General features: G+C 72.1%; 16 protein-coding genes. 11 read left to right on the forward strand and 5 right to left on the reverse strand.

The features are described 5' to 3' along the window. The first annotated feature begins 78 nt into the window (after positions 1–78). Genes BN3794_RS03430 through BN3794_RS03440 form a run of 3 tightly spaced genes read left to right on the forward strand, consistent with a single transcriptional unit; the run spans position 79 to position 2,539 of the window. The gene (locus BN3794_RS03430) at positions 79–1,146 is read left to right on the forward strand and encodes a class I SAM-dependent methyltransferase (protein ID WP_066093433.1); all 1,068 of its coding nucleotides are present in this window, start codon (positions 79–81) and stop codon (positions 1,144–1,146) included. Then, positions 1,143–1,847 (forward strand): pseudouridine synthase, encoded by a 705-nt coding sequence (locus tag BN3794_RS03435; RefSeq protein WP_066093436.1) that lies wholly within the window; start codon positions 1,143–1,145, stop codon positions 1,845–1,847. Before BN3794_RS03430 ends, BN3794_RS03435 begins: the two co-directional genes overlap by 4 nt. Then, positions 1,844–2,539 carry an HAD family hydrolase gene (locus BN3794_RS03440; RefSeq protein WP_268872070.1) on the forward strand — a complete coding sequence of 232 codons (696 nt, stop codon included), beginning with the start codon at positions 1,844–1,846 and terminating at the stop codon, positions 2,537–2,539. The genes BN3794_RS03435 and BN3794_RS03440 overlap by 4 nt, the downstream gene beginning before the upstream one ends. 228 nt (positions 2,540–2,767) lie before the next feature. On the opposite strand, the gene BN3794_RS03445 is transcribed toward BN3794_RS03440, so the two are convergent. Genes BN3794_RS03445 through BN3794_RS03460 form a run of 4 tightly spaced genes read right to left on the reverse strand, consistent with a single transcriptional unit; the run spans position 2,768 to position 5,426 of the window. Beyond that, complete coding sequence (locus tag BN3794_RS03445; RefSeq protein WP_066093438.1) at positions 2,768–3,574, reverse strand: SDR family oxidoreductase; 807 nt, start codon at positions 3,572–3,574, stop codon at positions 2,768–2,770. Positions 3,575–3,577: 3 nt separating this feature from the next. Next, on the reverse strand, positions 3,578–4,171 hold the full coding sequence (locus tag BN3794_RS03450; RefSeq protein WP_066093442.1) for a DUF1415 domain-containing protein: 594 nt from the start codon (positions 4,169–4,171) through the stop codon (positions 3,578–3,580). A 43-nt stretch (positions 4,172–4,214) separates the two neighbouring features. Next, positions 4,215–4,931 carry an aspartate/glutamate racemase family protein gene (locus BN3794_RS03455; protein WP_066093445.1) on the reverse strand — a complete coding sequence of 239 codons (717 nt, stop codon included), beginning with the start codon at positions 4,929–4,931 and terminating at the stop codon, positions 4,215–4,217. Between the two features lie 9 nt (positions 4,932–4,940). Further along, positions 4,941–5,426, reverse strand: a complete 486-nt coding sequence (locus tag BN3794_RS03460; protein WP_066093448.1) for a YajQ family cyclic di-GMP-binding protein — start codon at positions 5,424–5,426, stop codon at positions 4,941–4,943. An 84-nt stretch (positions 5,427–5,510) separates the two neighbouring features. Between BN3794_RS03460 and BN3794_RS03465 the strand changes: the two genes are divergently transcribed. The 4 genes from BN3794_RS03465 (at position 5,511) to BN3794_RS03480 (ending at position 9,059) form a co-directional block, all read left to right on the forward strand. Then, positions 5,511–6,407, forward strand: coding sequence for a DMT family transporter (locus tag BN3794_RS03465; protein WP_066093451.1), 897 nt, complete (start codon positions 5,511–5,513; stop codon positions 6,405–6,407). A gap of 99 nt (positions 6,408–6,506) precedes the next feature. Continuing rightward, positions 6,507–7,508: a methionine ABC transporter ATP-binding protein gene (locus tag BN3794_RS03470; RefSeq protein ID WP_066093454.1), complete on the forward strand. Its 1,002-nt coding sequence runs from the start codon at positions 6,507–6,509 to the stop codon at positions 7,506–7,508. Further along, on the forward strand, positions 7,505–8,194 hold the full coding sequence (locus BN3794_RS03475; protein ID WP_066093457.1) for a methionine ABC transporter permease: 690 nt from the start codon (positions 7,505–7,507) through the stop codon (positions 8,192–8,194). Before BN3794_RS03470 ends, BN3794_RS03475 begins: the two co-directional genes overlap by 4 nt. 61 nt (positions 8,195–8,255) lie before the next feature. Beyond that, complete coding sequence (locus tag BN3794_RS03480; RefSeq protein WP_066093460.1) at positions 8,256–9,059, forward strand: MetQ/NlpA family ABC transporter substrate-binding protein; 804 nt, start codon at positions 8,256–8,258, stop codon at positions 9,057–9,059. Between the two features lie 70 nt (positions 9,060–9,129). Here the strand turns inward: BN3794_RS03480 and BN3794_RS03485 are convergent, their stop codons facing one another. Continuing rightward, entirely contained in the window at positions 9,130–9,810 is a 681-nt protein-coding gene (locus BN3794_RS03485) for an OmpW/AlkL family protein (RefSeq protein WP_066093463.1), read from the reverse strand. A 183-nt stretch (positions 9,811–9,993) separates the two neighbouring features. Here BN3794_RS03485 and BN3794_RS03490 point away from each other — a divergent pair, with 183 nt between their 5' ends. From BN3794_RS03490 to BN3794_RS03505, 4 genes are all read left to right on the forward strand, one after another. Continuing rightward, entirely contained in the window at positions 9,994–10,539 is a 546-nt protein-coding gene (locus tag BN3794_RS03490) for a DNA-deoxyinosine glycosylase (RefSeq protein WP_066093466.1), read from the forward strand. A 105-nt stretch (positions 10,540–10,644) separates the two neighbouring features. After that, complete coding sequence (locus tag BN3794_RS03495; protein ID WP_066093469.1) at positions 10,645–12,363, forward strand: dihydrolipoyllysine-residue acetyltransferase; 1,719 nt, start codon at positions 10,645–10,647, stop codon at positions 12,361–12,363. Positions 12,364–12,466: 103 nt separating this feature from the next. Next, positions 12,467–14,278, forward strand: coding sequence for a dihydrolipoyl dehydrogenase (lpdA, locus tag BN3794_RS03500; protein WP_066093472.1), 1,812 nt, complete (start codon positions 12,467–12,469; stop codon positions 14,276–14,278). Positions 14,279–14,410: 132 nt separating this feature from the next. Next, positions 14,411–15,103 (forward strand): DUF6624 domain-containing protein, encoded by a 693-nt coding sequence (locus BN3794_RS03505; RefSeq protein WP_066093475.1) that lies wholly within the window; start codon positions 14,411–14,413, stop codon positions 15,101–15,103. Positions 15,104–15,232 lie beyond the last annotated feature (129 nt).

Consider the following 15,232-nt stretch of genomic DNA (forward strand, 5'->3'; position numbering starts at 1 on the left):
ACCGGCGGCGACCGGCACGGACGTGGCCGCCGGCCCCGCAGGCCCTAGAATTGTGCGCCGTCGCCGCCATCGTCCGTCATGCCCGCCGTCCAGGATGCCCCGCTCCAGACCCTGTTGCTGCCCTTCGCCACCGGCGCGCTGCGCTGGCCCGACGGGACCGCGCTGTTCCTGCGCGCGCGCGCCGGCTGGCCGCTGCGCGAGCAGGCGCGCGGGCCGGTGCTGTGCGAGCAGGACTGGTACCCGGCGGCCGAGGCGCTGCGCCGCGAGGGACTGGCGCCCATCGCCGGGGACGCATCGCCGCGCCCGGACGGCGCGGGCCATCCGCTGGTGCTGGTATTGCCGCCGCGCCAGCGCGAGGAGGCCCGCGCGCTGCTGGCCCGGGCCGTGGCGCTGGCCACGCCCGGCGGCGTGGTGGTGGCCTGCCAGGCGAATGCGGAGGGCGCGCGTTCCGGCGAGGCCGACCTGGCGCGGCTGGCGCCGCTGGCCGGTACCCTGACCAAGTCCCACTGCCGGGTGTACTGGACCGCGCCGCTGGCCGCGCCCGCGGACCCGGCCCTGGTCGAGGCCTGGCGCGCGCTGGACGCGCCGCGGCCGATCCTGGACGGACGCTTCCTCAGCCGGCCCGGCGTGTTCGCCTGGGACCGCGTCGATCCGGCCTCGCGTCTGCTGGCCGAGCAGCTGCCGGACACGCTCGCCGGACGCGGCGCGGACCTGGGCTGCGGCTGGGGCTTCCTCGCCGCGCAGCTGCTGGAACGCTGCGCGGCGATCACCGCGCTGGACCTGTACGAGGCCGAGCGCCGCGCGCTGGCGCTGGCCGAGCGCAACCTCGCGCCGTGGGCCGGCACGCGCGCGCTGGGCTTGCACTGGGCCGACGTCACCGCCGGCCTGCCGGCGCGCGACTACGACTTCATCGTCAGCAACCCGCCGTTCCATGGCGCCGCCCGCGACGGCCGGCCGCAGATCGGCCAGGCGTTCATCGCCGCGGCCGCGGCCGCACTGCGCCCGGGCGGGCGGCTGTGGCTGGTGGCCAATCGCCACCTGCCCTACGAGCAGGCGCTGGCCGCCGGTTTCGCCGAGGTGAAGGTGCTGGCCGAGCGCGACGGCTACAAGGCCCTGGTCGCCACCCGCGCAGGGGGCCGGCGATGAAGCTGCTGCGCTACCTGGCCAACCTCGGCTACGGCAGCCGCAAGCAGGTGCAGGCGCTGCTGCGCGAGGGCGCGGTCACCGACGTGGACGGCGAGGTGCTCTACGGCGACGACGAGGTGGGCGACCCGGCCCGCATCCGCCTGGACGGGCAACCGCTGGATCCGCCGCCGGGCCTGCTGCTGATGCTGCACAAGCCGGTCGGCTACACCTGCTCGACCAAGGATGCCGGCCGCCTGGTCTACGACCTGCTGCCTGCGCGCTTCCGCCTGCGCTCGCCGGTCCTGTCCACGGTCGGGCGCCTGGACCGCGACACCAGCGGCCTGCTGCTGCTGACCGACGACGGCGCGCTGCTGCACCGGATCATCGCGCCCAAGTCGAAGCTGCCCAAGGTCTACGAGGCCGGCCTGGCCGGGGACCTGCGCGGCGACGAGGCGGCCATCTTCGCCAGCGGCACGCTGCTGCTGGAGGGCGAGCAGACGCCGCTGCTGCCGGCGCAGATGGCGCCGCTGGATTCGCGCCGGGCGCGGCTGGTCCTGCACGAGGGCCGCTACCACCAGGTGCGGCGCATGTTCGCCGCGGTCGGCAACCACGTGCAGGCGCTGCACCGCAGCCGCATCGGCGGACTGGCGCTGGACGACCTGGCCGCCGGCCAGTGGCGCGTGCTCGGCGAGGACGACCGCCTGCGGCTGTTCTCGCCGTGAGCGCCGCCGCCGCGGCTGCGCCGCTCGCGTCCGTGCCCGGGGCGGTGGTGTTCGACATGGACGGATTGATGCTCGACAGCGAGCGCATCATCCGCGAGTGCCTGGCACGCGCGGCCGCCGAACTCGGCCTGGCGATCGCCCCGGGATGCTGGCTGGAGATGGTCGGCCGCGACGACGCCACCTGCCGGCGGATGCTCGGCACGCGCGTCGGCGACGCCGCCGCCGAGGCGCTGCTGGCACGCAGCTACGCGCTCTACGACGCCATTCTGGAGGACAGCGGCATCCCGCGCCGGCCCGGCATCGGCGCGCTGCTCGAACTGCTCGCCGCCCACGGCATCCCGCGCGCGGTGGCGACCTCCTCGCTGCGCGGGCGCGCGCTGCACAAGCTGCGCATGGCCGGGCTGCTGCCCTACTTCGACGCGGTGTGCACCGCCAGCGACGTGGTCCGGCCCAAGCCGGCGCCGGACGTCTACCTGCTGGCGGCGAGCCGCCTGCAGGTGGCGCCGGGCGCCTGCCTGGTGCTGGAGGATTCGCCCACCGGCGTGCGTGCCGCATTGGCCGCCGGCATGACCGTGATCCAGGTGCCGGACCTGCTGGCACCGGACGCGGCTACCCGCGCGCTCGGCCATCGCGTCCTCGCCTCGCTCGACGAGGCGCGGCAGCTGTTGGAGGCGCGGCTGCGCGCCGGCTGAGGCCGCGGCGCACGGTTCGGGCGCGCCACGCCCGGGCGCATGCATTGATCCGCGCCGGGCGATGGCTCCGGCCGGCGCACGGCCGGATGCGGCATCCAGGTGCGGGCCCGTGTCGATGTGGCTGGGAAGGCCGGCGATCGAGGCGATTCGATCAAGCGTTTCGACCACGCACCGCGCATGGCCTCGGATTGCGGCGCCCCTGCGGGCGATCGCAACGACCTCGCCTGCTCAGACGTACTGCATCTTCTTCGTCATGCCGCCATCGACGACGAAGTCCTGGCCGGTGACGAACCCGGACAGCGCCGGCGCCAGCAGGTACACCGCCAGCGTGGCGATGTCCTCCGGCGTGCCGACGCGGCCGACCGGATGCTGGGCGTGGTCGGCACGCGACAGCCTGGGCCTGCGTCGCCGCGCCGGCGACTGCCACGCCTCGGTGGCGATCCAGCCGGGGCTGATGCTGTTGGCCCGCACCGCCGGCCCCGCGCTCAGCGCCAGCGCATGGGTGAAGGCCACCAGCCCGCCCTTGGCCGCGGCGTAGGCCTCGCTGTGCGGCTCGGACTGCCAGGCGCGGGTGGAGGCGATGTTGACGACGGCGCCGCCGCCGGGACTGCGCTCCAGCGCCGGCAGCGCGTGCTTGCTGCACAGGAAGGCGCCGTGCAGCGAGGACAGCCGCCGGTTCCATTCGCTCCATTCCAGCCGCGGCAATGGCGCGACATGCGGATCGGCGATGCCGGCGTTGTTGACCAGCCCGTCGATGCGGCCGAACGTCTCCAGCGCGGTCCGGGCGAAGGCGGCGACGCTGCGTTCGCTGGCGACGTCCAGCCGGCGGAATGCTGCCTGGTCCGGCCGTTGCCATTCCTGCAGGCAGGCGCGTCCGGCCGCCACGTCCAGGTCGCCGATCAGCACGCGGCCGCCGGCACCGAGCACCGCCTGGGCGATGCCGCGGCCGATGCCCTGGGCGCCGCCGGTGACCAGGATCACCCGCTCCCGCAGCGGCTGCGGGTCCCATGGCGCGATGGCGGGTACGAGCGTCATGGCTCAGTGGTCGCGCGACGCGCCTTCGGGCGACATCAACCGGTTCCAGCCGTCCAGGCCCAGCGCCTCCAGCGTGGCGATGTTGCGTTCCACGATCACGTCGGGATCGGGGAAGGCGGCCACCGCGCGCTCGACGCTGTCCTCGCGCAGCAGGTGCAGGGTCGGGAACGGCGCGCGGTTGGTGTAGTTGGCGATGTCCTCGGGCGCGTTGCCGGCGAACTGGTAGTGCGGGTGGAAGCTGGCCACCTGCAGGATGCCCTGCAGGTCCAGCGCCTCCACCGCGGCATCGGCGTTGTCGAGGAAGTCGTTGTACTCGAGGAAGTCGCCGAGCACGCGCGGGTGCACGATCAGGGTGGTGTCGATCCGTTCGGCCGGGGTATCGCGCAGCAGCACCAGTTCCTCGGCCAGCTGCTCGAGCAGCGCCTCGGGCGTGGTGGCGTCGCTGAGCACCAGCCGCACCTGTTGCTTGACGTACACCGCCTTGGCGAACGGGCACAGGTTCAGGCCGATCACCGCGCGCTCGATCCAGCGGCGGGTGGCGTCGAGTACCGACGCCTCGTCGAGGCCGGCGTCGGGAAGGGGAGGCAGGGTATCCATGATGGGAATCGACCGGGGAAAAGAAGGCGCCGCAGGGCGATGGTCACGCGGCACGGTGCGGTTCGACCGCCCTGTGCAGGGCCGCGCGGGCGAGCAGGCGCGTGGAATCCAGGGTGGGAAGATCGGAGTTGCCGTCGTGGATGATCAGCGGGATCTCCGTGCACCCGAGGATGACGGCATCGCAGCCGCGCTGCCTGAACTGGCGGATCACCGCCTGGAAACGGGCGACGGTGGCCGGCTCGACTATCCCGTTGACCAGCTCGTCCATGATCAGCCGGCCGATCTCGTCGCGCTCGGCCTCGGTCGGGCGGACATGCTCCAGCCCGAGGGCGCGCAGGGCCTGGGGATAGACGTCGCTGGCCACCAGCCAGCGGGTTCCCAGGATGCCGAGGCGGCGCAAGCCCCGGGCCCGTGCCTGCACGGCGACGACCCGCGCGATGTGCAGCCAGGGAAGCGGGGAGGCGGCCGCGACGCGGTCGAAGGCCTGGTGGATGGTGTTGTCCGGGCAGACCAGGAAATCGGCACCGGCCGCGGCGAGCTTGCGTGCCGAGGCCAGCATGAGCGCCGCGACGCCGTCCAGGTCGCCGCGCTCCAGGCACTCCACGTAAGCGGCCAGGGAGGCGGTATGCAGGGACACCTCGGGATGGGCGTGCGGGCCCAGCAGCGATGCCCCTTCCGCGCAGATGGTCCGGTAGCAGAGCGCGGCGCCCTCGGCCGAGCAGCCGACGATGCCGATGTGGCGTGGCGGGGGGGCGGGCATTGCCGCGGCTCAGTCGCGGAAGTTGTCGAACTGCAGCGGCACCTCGAACTCGGCCTTGCGCAGCAGGGCGATGGCGTCCTGCAGGTCGTCGCGCTTCTTGCCGGTCACCCGCAGCTTGTCGCCGTTGATCTGGGTATCGACCTTGAGCTTGGCCTCCTTGATCCTGGCGGCGATCTGCTTGGCCACCTTCTGCTCGATGCCCTGCCGCACGGTGATCTTCTGGCGCGCACCGGCCAGGTTGGTCTCCACCTCGCCGAATTCCAGGCAGCGGAAATCGATGCCGCGCGCGGCCAGGCGCTGGCGCAGGATGTCGCCCATCTGCTTGAGCTGGAAGTCGCTGGGCGCGGACTGGGTGATCAGCTTGTCGTCCTCCAGTGAAAACCTGGCATCCACGCCCTTGAAGTCGAAGCGGGTGGCCAGTTCGCGGTTGGCCTGGTCCACCGCGTTGGTCAATTCGTGCTTGTCCACTTCGGAGACGACGTCGAAGGAAGGCATGGCTACTCCCGTGTGCGGCCTGTTGCGGAAGCGCACAGTCTATCGGGCCTGCCGGGCGCGGTCGCCGTGCGGCGATAATGGCGCATGACTCCCGTACGCCATCCCGCCCGCGCCGCCGCCTGGATGCTGGGCGCGGTCGCCGCGTTCTCGCTGATGGACACGGCGATGAAGCTGCTGGCGGCGCGCTATCCGGTGATGCAGGTCACCGCGTTGCGCGGCGCGGCCTCGCTGCCGTTCGTGCTGGCCTGGGTGGTGGCCGGCGCCGGCGTGCGCTCGATCGTGCCGCGGCGCTGGGCACTGCACCTGCTGCGCGGCGCGCTGGGCGTGGCGATGATCGCCTGCTTCGTGTTCGCCCTGCGCCGGCTGCCGCTGTCCACCGCCTACACGATCTACTTCGTCTCGCCGCTGCTGGTGGCGGCGCTGTCGGTGCCGTTGCTGGGCGAGCACATCGGCCCGCGCCGCTGGATCGCCATCCTCATGGGGCTGGCCGGGGTGATCGTGGTGCTGCGCCCGGGGGCGCAGGGCTTCGCGTTCCTGCCGGGGCTGATGGTGCTGCTGGCGGCGCTGTCCTACGCGGTGGCCTCGGTGCTGGTGAGCCTGCTGGCGCGCACCGACACGCCGCAGTCGATGGTGGTGGGGTTCCTGGCGATCATGGCGGTGGGTGCCGGCGTGCTGGCCTGGCCGCACTGGGCGCCGCTGCAGGCGCGCGACGGCTGGCTGATCGCCGGCATGGGCCTGGCCGGGGCACTGGGCCAGGTGGCGCTGACCCGGGCCTTCCAGTACGGCGAGGCATCGATGGTGGCGCCGCTGGAGTACACCGGCCTGGTCTGGGTGCTGGCCTGGGACTGGCTGTTGTGGCAGGTCCTGCCCGACCGGGCCACCTGGCTGGGCGCGGCGATCATCGTCGCCAGCGGCCTGTACCTGATGCACCGCGAGCGGGTGCGCGGGGTGAGCCCGCCGCCGCCCGAACCGTCGCCGTGAACCGCCTTCATGAAGGAACGGCATGACGTGCTTCCGTCCCGGCCGGCAGGGGCGCGCGGACGCTGGTAGGCTTTGCGGTTTTCCCGTGCCCGTGCCGGTGTGATCGAGTTCGAACAACTGCGCAAAGCCTACCGGGTGGACGGCCGCGAGGTCGTGGCCCTGCACCCGCTCGACCTGCGCGTGGAGCGGGGCGAGGTGTTCGGCATCGTCGGCCACTCCGGGGCCGGCAAGTCGACCCTGATCCGCCTGGTCAACCGCCTGGAGGAGCCCAGTGGCGGCCACCTGCGCATCGACGGGGTGGACGTCACCGCGCTCGACGCGGCCGGCCTGCGCGCGCTGCGCCGGCGCATCGGCATGATCTTCCAGCATTTCAACCTGCTGTCCTCGCGCACCGTGGCCGGCAACGTCGCCTTCCCGCTGGAGCTGGCCGGCGCCCCGCGCCCGCGCATCCGCGCGCGCGTGGACGAGCTGCTCGAGCGCGTCGGCCTGGGCGAGCACGCCGGCAAGTACCCGGCCCAGCTCTCCGGCGGGCAGAAGCAGCGCGTCGGCATCGCCCGCGCCCTGGCCACCGGCCCGGACATCCTGCTGTGCGACGAGGCCACCAGCGCGCTGGACCCGCAGACCACCGCCTCGGTGCTGGCGCTGCTGGACCGCATCAACCGCGAACTGGGCCTGACCATCGTGCTGATCACCCACGAGATGGAGGTGATCCGGCGGGTGTGCGACCGGGTCGGCGTGCTCGACGGCGGCCGGCTGGTGGAGACCGGGCCGGTGGCGCAGGTGTTCCTGCATCCGCAACACGCGACCACGCGCCGCTTCGTGCGCGAGGATGGCGGCGACGAGGCCCTGCTGCCGGCACTGGCGCAGGTGCCCGGGCGCATCGTGCGCCTGACTTTCCTGGGCCAGCAGACCTTCGAGCCGCTGCTGGCCGAGGCCGCGCGCGCCTGCGGCGTCGATTTCTCGATCCTGTCCGGCCGCATCGACCGCATCAAGGACACGCCCTACGGCCAGGTCGTGGTGGCCCTGTCCGGCGAGCAGGCGCAGCAGGCCTGCACCTGGCTGGCCGATGCCGGCGTCGCCGTGGAGGTACTGCGCCCATGATCCTCGCCGCCGCCGAAGGCTTCTTCCACAACCTGGACGCGGCCAAGTGGGCCGACATCGGCCGCGCCAGCGTGGACACCCTGCTGATGCTGGCCGGGTCGCTGCCGCTGACCCTGCTGGCCGGCCTGCCGCTGGGCGTGGCCCTGTTCCTCAGCGATTCGCCGCGCTTCCGTCGCCGCCCGGCGCTGCACGGGGCGCTGGCGCTGGCGGTCAACCTGCTGCGCTCGATCCCGTTCATCATCCTGATGATCGCGATGATCCCGCTGACCCTGTGGGTGATGGGCACCTCGCTGGGCGTGCGCGGCGCGATCCTGCCGCTGGTGGTGGGCGCGGCGCCGTTCTACGCCAGGCTGGTGGAGACGGCGTTGCGCGAGGTCGACCGCGGCGTGATCGAGGCCAGCCAGGCGATGGGCGCCACCACCTGGCAGCTGGTCTGGCGCGTGCTGCTGCCGGAGGCGCGGCCGGCGCTGGTCGCCGGCGCCACGGTCACCACCATCGCCCTGATCGGCTTCACCGCGATGGGCGGGGCGATCGGCTCCGGTGGCCTGGGCGATGTCGCCTACCGCGAGGGCTACCTGCGCTCGCACACGGACGTGGCGCTGGTGACCGTGGTGCTGCTGCTGGTGCTGGTGCAGGTGTTGCAGATGCTGGGCGACCGCCTGGTCGCCCGTTACAGCCGGCGCTGACCGGCGTTCCTCCTTCCCCCGTCATTCGCCGGCCGGACATGGCCGGCTGGAGATTTGCCCGATGAACAGGTTTCCCCTTGTGGTCGCACTCGCCCTGGTCGCGGCGGTGCTCGGCGGTTGCGGCGACGCCGGCCAGGACACGCGCGGCCAGACGCTGACGGTGGCCGCCACCGCGGTGCCGCACGCGGAGATCCTGGAGGTGGTCAAGCCGGCGCTGGAGCGCGAGGGCATCCGCCTGGACATCCGCATCTTCAACGACTACGTGCAGCCCAACGACCAGGTCGCGCAGAAGCGCATCGACGCCAACTATTTCCAGACCGAGCCGTACCTGGCCGCGTACAACGCCGACCACCACACCGACCTGGTGCCGGTGGTCGGCGTGCACATCGAGCCGTTCGGCGCCTACTCGCGCCGCTACAAGTCGCTGGCCGACCTGCCCGACGGCGCCGAGGTGGCCATCCCCAACGATCCGAGCAACAACTCGCGCGCGCTGATCCTGCTCGACAAGGCCGGCCTGATCGCGCTGAAGGATCCCAAGGACGCGATGGCCACGCAGCAGGACATCGTCGCCAATCCCCGCCACCTGAAGTTCCGCGAGCTGGATTCGGCGATGCTGCCGCGCGTGCTCGGCCAGGTGGACCTGGCGCTGATCAACACCAACTACGCGCTGGACGCGGACCTGGACCCGACCCGCGATGCGCTGGCCATCGAGAGCAAGGATTCGCCGTACGTGAACTACCTGGTGGCGCGCCCGGACAACAAGGACGACCCGCGCATCCAGAAGCTGGCCCAGGCGCTGACCAGCCCGGCGGTGCGCATCTACATCGAGAAGAAGTACCACGGCGCGGTGCTGCCGGCGTTCTGAGCCGCCGCGCACGCGACGACGGGCCCCGCGGGGCCCGTCGTCGTCGAGCGGTCCGCGCCGGCCAGGCGGCTCAGAAGCGCGCGCCCACGCCCACGCCGACCGTCCACGGATCCAGCTTCAGCTTCTCGCCGGTACCGGTGCCGGCCACCTCGAGCTCGGGGCGGGCGTGCAGGTAGCGCGCATCCACGCGCGCGAACCAGGTGGAATTGATGTTCATGTCCACGCCGACGGTACCGATCGCGCCCTTGGCCTTGTCCAGGCCGATCTCGTCCTCGTCCAGGCCGGCGATCTTGCCGTCGCTGAAGCGCGATTCGTAGTAGCCGGCACCGACGAACGGGCGGAAGGTGTTGTCGGCCTGGCCGAAGTGGTACTGGGCGCTGAGTGCGACCGGCTGCTGGCGCACGGTGCCGATCTTGCCGGCATCGCCCTTGACGCGGTGGTCGAACTTGTCGGCCGCGCCCCACAGTTCCACCGCCCAGTTGTCGTTGAAGAAGTAGCTGGCGCTGACGGTGGGTGCCACGTCGCCGTCGAGCTTGCGGATGCCCGCGGCCGCATCGTCCTTGGGCTGCAGCAGGGTGACCCCGCCGACCACGGCCCAGTGCTTGCCGGAGGCGGTATCGTTGCTCACCGGCTTGCCGTAGATGTCCTGCTGCGCGCCGGCCGGTGCGGCCTCCTGCGCGAAGGCGGCGGGAACGGTGGCGACGGCGGCCGCCGTCGCGGCGGCCAGGCCCAGGATCTTGATGGACTTCATGATGATGACTCCTCGGTTTTGCGTAATGCCACTTGCGAGAGGCGGGGCCCACGCTAGGAGCGGCCGCATGAATCGCATCCGACGCAGGGGGCCTGGGCGCGAAAGCCGTTCAGGCAGCCATGCGGCGATCGCCGCGGCGGCGCGGTTTGCGCGCGCCGGCACGTTCACGCAGGTGCCCGTGGCGTGACGGGCACGGAACTGCTGCATGGCCTGCCTGCGCGGATCGCGCCCGATTGCCGCGTGCTGGTGCTCGGCTCCATGCCGGGCACCGCCTCGCTGCAGGCGCAGCGCTACTACGCCCATCCGCGCAACCGGTTCTGGCCGCTGATGGCGCAGCTGGCGGGTTTCGATCCCGGACTGCCCTACGAGGCGCGCCTGGACGCGCTGCAACGGAGCGGGATCGGCCTGTGGGACGTGATCGCGCGTTGCCGCCGTCGCGGCAGCCTGGACAGCGCGATCGTGGCCGCCAGCGCCGAGCCCAATCCGCTGGCGGCGTGCGCCGCCGGGTTGCCGTCGCTGGCGGCCATCGCCTGCAATGGCGGCCTCGCCGCCCGCGCGTTCGAGCGTTTCGTGCAGCCGCACTGGCCCGGGCCGCTGCCGCCGGTCCATGCGTTGCCCTCCACCAGCGCGGCCAATGCGGCCTTCGACATGGCCCGGTTGCGGCAGGCCTGGCAGGTGCTGGCGCCCTGGATCACGGTGGCCGGCGCGTACCGTGCGCCGGCGTACTGAGCGCCCGCGGCAGGCCGGCGCGGAAAATATCGTCGGCAACGGTTGGCGCTGGCGCGGCTGGCCGCCAAAATAGCCGCTTCCCATCTGCAACCCCGGAGTCCCCGCATGGCCGATCTGAAGGAAGCACGCGTCCCCGACATCGGTGACTACCACGACGTGCCGGTGATCGAGGTGCTGGTCGCGGTCGGCGACCGGGTCGAGAAGGACCAGGGGCTGGTCACGCTGGAGTCGGACAAGGCCACGCTGGAAGTGCCGTCCGACGTTGCCGGCGTGGTCCGGGAGCTGAAGGTCAAGGTCGGCGACACCCTCTCGCAGGGCGACGTGGTCGCGGTCGTCGAGGCCGACGCTGCCGCCGCTGCCGCGCCGGCGGCGAAACCTGCCGCGGCCCAGGATGCACCGGCCAAGGCCACGCCCGCCAAGGCGGCGCCGGCTGCGGCCAGCCGTACCGGTGCGACGGGGGAGGGCGAGGTCGAGGCGCGCGTGCCCGACATCGGCGACTACCACGGCGTGCCGGTGATCGAGGTGCTGGTCGCGGTCGGCGACCGGGTCGAGAAGGACCAGGGCCTGGTCACGCTGGAATCGGACAAGGCGACGATGGAGGTGCCCTCGCAGGTGGCCGGCATCGTCAAGGCGGTGAAGGTCAAGGTCGGCGACGCGCTCTCGCAGGGCGACGTGGTCGCGCTGGTCGTCCCGGATGCCGGTGCCGCGGCCGCCACCCAGGTGCGCGCCAGCGAGACCGGCGCCGAGGTGCCGCCGACCGCCGAGGCGGCGCAGGTGCCCGATCGCCTGGCCCGGCGCGAGATCGCCCAGGAGGACGCATTGGCCAGCGCACCCGCGGCCGGCGCACCGAGCACCCCGCCGGTGAAGTTCGATGCCGATGCGGTGCTGCCGTCGAAGGTGCCCTATGCCAGCCCGGCGGTGCGCGCCTTCGCGCGCGAGCTGGGCGTGGACCTGGCGCAGGTGGGCGGCAGCGAGAAGGGCGGGCGCATCACCCGCGAGGACGTGCAGAAGTTCGTCAAGGGCGTGCTGTCCGGCGGCGCCAGTGGCGGCACCGCCGCGTCGCCGGCGGCCGGCGGCGGCCTGAACCTGCTGCCGTGGCCGAAGGTGGACTTCGCCAAGTTCGGCGAGGTCGAGGTCAAGCCGCTGTCGCGGATCAAGAAGATCTCCGGCGCCAACCTCGCCCGCAACTGGGCGATGATCCCGCACGTCACCCAGTTCGAGCAGGCCGACATCACCGAGCTGGAAGCCCTGCGGGTGCAGCTCAACAAGGAGCAGGAGAAGGCCAGGAGCGGCGTCAAGCTGACCATGCTCGCCTTCCTGATCAAGGCCAGCGCCGCGGCGCTCAAGCAGTTCCCCGACTTCAACGTCTCGCTCGACGCGGCCGGCGAGAACCTGACGCTGAAGAAGTACTTCCACATCGGCTTCGCCGCCGACACGCCCAACGGGCTGGTGGTGCCGGTGATCCGCGACGTCGACCGCAAGGGCGTGTTCGAGATCGCCGAGGAGACCGGCGCGCTGGCCAAGAAGGCGCGCGAGGGCAAGCTCGGCCCGGCCGAGATGAGCGGCGGCTGCTTCTCGATCAGCTCGCTCGGCGGCATCGGCGGCACCGCGTTCACCCCGATCGTCAACGCGCCGGAAGTGGCGATCCTGGGCGTGTCCAAGTCCTCGATCCAGCCGGTGTGGGACGGCAAGCAGTTCCAGCCCAAGCTGCTGCTGCCGCTGTCGCTGAGCTACGACCACCGCGTCATCGACGGCGCCGCCGCCGCGCGCTTCACCACCTACCTGTCGCAGGTGCTGGCGGACATGCGCCGCGTGCTGCTGTAACCGGCGGCGCGATCCTTCGCGCGCGCCGGACAGCATCCGGCGCCGCTTCCAAGAACAGCAGCAATGCCCGCCGCCGACGGCGCGGGCCAACAGGAGAAGCCCCATGGCGGTAATCGAGGTCAAGGTCCCGGACATCGGCGACTACAGCGGCGTGCCGGTGATAGAAGTGCTGGTCGCGCCCGGCGACGCCGTCGCCAAGGACCAGGGCCTGGTGACGCTGGAATCGGACAAGGCCACGCTGGAAGTGCCCTCGGCCGCCGCCGGCGTGATCAAGGAGCTGAAGGTCAAGCTTGGCGACCACCTGTCCGAGGGCGACGTGATCGCCCTGCTGGAGACCGAGGGTGCCGGCGATGCGCCCGCCGCCAAGGCCGCCGAGCCGGCCAAGGGCATCGAGGTCCCCGAGCACAGGCCGCCGGTGACGCCCTCGCACCGCGCCCCGGACCCGGCGGTGGCGGCCAAGGCGCTGCCGGCCACCGGCCGCAGCGCCGACATCGAGTGCGGCATCGTCGTGCTCGGCGCCGGCCCCGGCGGTTACACCGCCGCCTTCCGCGCCGCCGACCTGGGCCTGGATACGGTGCTCATCGAGCGCTACGCCGCGCTCGGCGGCGTGTGCCTCAACGTCGGCTGCATCCCGTCCAAGGCGCTGCTGCACGCCGCCGACGTGATCGAGCAGGCCGCGCACGCCGGCGAGTTCGGCGTGGAGTTCGGCAAGCCGAAGATCGCCCTGGACAAGCTGCGCGAGTACAAGGAAAAGGTGGTCGGCCAGCTCACCAGGGGCCTGGCCGGCATGGCCAAGCAGCGCAAGGTGCGCACCGTGCAGGGCGTGGCCACGTTCGTCTCGCCGCACGAGCTGGAGATCGTCGGCGACGACGGCAATACCCAGCTGCTGCGCTTCGAGCAGGCGATCATCGCCGCCGGCTCGCAGGCGGTGAAGCTGCCCAACTTCCCGTGGGACGATCCGCGGGTGATGGATTCCACCGATGCGCTGGAGCTGGCCGAGGTGCCGAAGAAGCTGCTGGTGGTCGGCGGCGGCATCATCGGCCTGGAGATGGCCACGGTCTATTCGGCGCTGGGCGCGCAGGTCACCGTGGTCGAGTTCATGGACCAGCTGATGCCGGGCGCGGACAAGGACCTGGTCAAGCCGCTGGCCGACCGCCTCAAGAAGCAGGGCGTCGAGGTCCACCTCAAGACCAAGGCCGACAAGGTCGAGGCCGGCAAGAAGGGCATCACCGTGCACTTCCTCGCCGCCGAGGAAGGGGCCGCGCCGGCGCTGGAATCGGGCACCTGGGACCGCGTGCTGGTGGCGGTGGGGCGCGCGCCCAACGGCGGCAAGATCGGCGCCGACAAGGCCGGCGTGAACGTGACCGAGCGCGGCTTCATCCCGGTGGACCGGCAGATGCGCACGAATGTCGGGCACATCTTCGCCATCGGCGACGTGGTCGGCAATCCGATGCTGGCGCACAAGGCCACCCACGAGGGCAAGCTCGCGGCCGAGGTCGCCGCCGGCGAGAAGCACGAGTGGGTGGCGCGGGTGATCCCGTCGGTGGCCTACACCGATCCGGAGATCGCCTGGATCGGCGTTACCGAGAACGAGGCCAGGGCCAAGGGCCTGAAGGTCGGCGTGGCCAAGTTCCCGTGGGCGGCCAGCGGCCGTGCCATCGGGCTGGGCCGCACCGAGGGCTTCACCAAGCTGATCTTCGACGAGGCCACCCACCGGGTGATCGGCGGCGCCATCGTCGGCGTGCACGCCGGCGACCTGCTGGCCGAGATCGGCCTGGCCATCGAGATGGGTGCCGAGGCCGGCGACATCGGCCACACCATCCACGCCCATCCCACCCTCAGCGAGTCGGTGGCGATGGCCGCGGAGATCTACGACGGTTCGATCACCGATCTGTACATCCCCAAGAAGAAGTGACCGCCGCTCGCGGTGACTGAGCACGACGCCCCGCCCGCCGGGGCGTCGTCGTGTCCGGGACGCGCTTGGTGGCGATCCATCGACCGGCTATGTTGCGTGCCTTCGATGACGACCCGTCGGGATGGTGGCGTGATGCGCAAGGGCCTGGGTGTCGCACTGCTGTTGCTGGCGCTGCCGGCGTGGGCACAGGAAGACGATCCCAAACTTGCCGCGGCGCTGGCCCAGTGCCCTTCGGCGGCCGAATTCGTGCGCCTGCACGGCAAGCCCTCGGCCGAGCGCGCCGCGCCCCAGGCCGATGCCGGTCCGCCGGGCGCGCCGGCGCTGCGGCAGCAACTGCTGGACATGGCACGGGTCGACCAGCAGGCGCGCAGCGGCGGCTGGTCGCAGGCGGAAATACAGAGGATGCTGGAGGTCGATGCGGCGAACCTGCCGCAGATCAAGCGGATCGTCGCCGAGCACGATGGCCTGCCCACCGCGGCCGAGGTCGGCGCCGACGGCGTGGCGGCGGCGTGGTTGCTGGTGCAGCATGCCGATCGCGATCCGGCCTTCCAGGCCCAGGTGCTGGAGAAGCTCTCGCCGCTCGTGTGCAGCGGCGGGATCACCTCGAACGAATACGTCCTGCTGACCGATCGCGTGCTGGTGAACCAGGGCAAGCCGCAGCGTTACGGCAGCCAGTTGCTGGCGGTGGACGGCAAGTGGGTCCCCAAGCCGATGGAGGCACCGGAGCAGGTGGATCGGCGCCGTGCGCAGGTCGGCGAGATGCCGCTGGCCGACTATGTCTGCGTCGCCTCGCAGCTGTTCGCGCCGCCCCCCGCCACGCCGTAGACCCGGGCCCGTGCTCCCGGGCCCGCAGGCGGCAGGGATGCCCGCCGGGCCGGTGGGATAGAGGAAATCGATGGTGTCGTTGCCGCCCGCATGCCGATGGCGGCGGCAGGCGCGACCGGGAAGCGGATC

The sequence above is a fragment of the Xanthomonas massiliensis genome, from assembly GCF_900018785.1.
Taxonomy (GTDB): domain Bacteria; phylum Pseudomonadota; class Gammaproteobacteria; order Xanthomonadales; family Xanthomonadaceae; genus Xanthomonas_B; species Xanthomonas_B massiliensis.

Coding starts and splice junctions, on each gene's coding strand:
- BN3794_RS03430 (WP_066093433.1), top strand. CDS start 79: ATGCCCGCCGTCCAGGATGCCCCGCTCCAGACCCTGTTGCTGCCCTTC.
- BN3794_RS03435 (WP_066093436.1), top strand. CDS start 1,143: ATGAAGCTGCTGCGCTACCTGGCCAACCTCGGCTACGGCAGCCGCAAG.
- BN3794_RS03445 (WP_066093438.1), bottom strand. CDS start 3,574: ATGACGCTCGTACCCGCCATCGCGCCATGGGACCCGCAGCCGCTGCGG.
- BN3794_RS03450 (WP_066093442.1), bottom strand. CDS start 4,171: ATGGATACCCTGCCTCCCCTTCCCGACGCCGGCCTCGACGAGGCGTCG.
- BN3794_RS03455 (WP_066093445.1), bottom strand. CDS start 4,931: ATGCCCGCCCCCCCGCCACGCCACATCGGCATCGTCGGCTGCTCGGCC.
- BN3794_RS03460 (WP_066093448.1), bottom strand. CDS start 5,426: ATGCCTTCCTTCGACGTCGTCTCCGAAGTGGACAAGCACGAATTGACC.
- BN3794_RS03465 (WP_066093451.1), top strand. CDS start 5,511: ATGACTCCCGTACGCCATCCCGCCCGCGCCGCCGCCTGGATGCTGGGC.
- BN3794_RS03475 (WP_066093457.1), top strand. CDS start 7,505: ATGATCCTCGCCGCCGCCGAAGGCTTCTTCCACAACCTGGACGCGGCC.
- BN3794_RS03480 (WP_066093460.1), top strand. CDS start 8,256: ATGAACAGGTTTCCCCTTGTGGTCGCACTCGCCCTGGTCGCGGCGGTG.
- BN3794_RS03485 (WP_066093463.1), bottom strand. CDS start 9,810: ATGAAGTCCATCAAGATCCTGGGCCTGGCCGCCGCGACGGCGGCCGCC.
- BN3794_RS03495 (WP_066093469.1), top strand. CDS start 10,645: ATGGCCGATCTGAAGGAAGCACGCGTCCCCGACATCGGTGACTACCAC.
- lpdA (WP_066093472.1), top strand. CDS start 12,467: ATGGCGGTAATCGAGGTCAAGGTCCCGGACATCGGCGACTACAGCGGC.
- BN3794_RS03505 (WP_066093475.1), top strand. CDS start 14,411: ATGCGCAAGGGCCTGGGTGTCGCACTGCTGTTGCTGGCGCTGCCGGCG.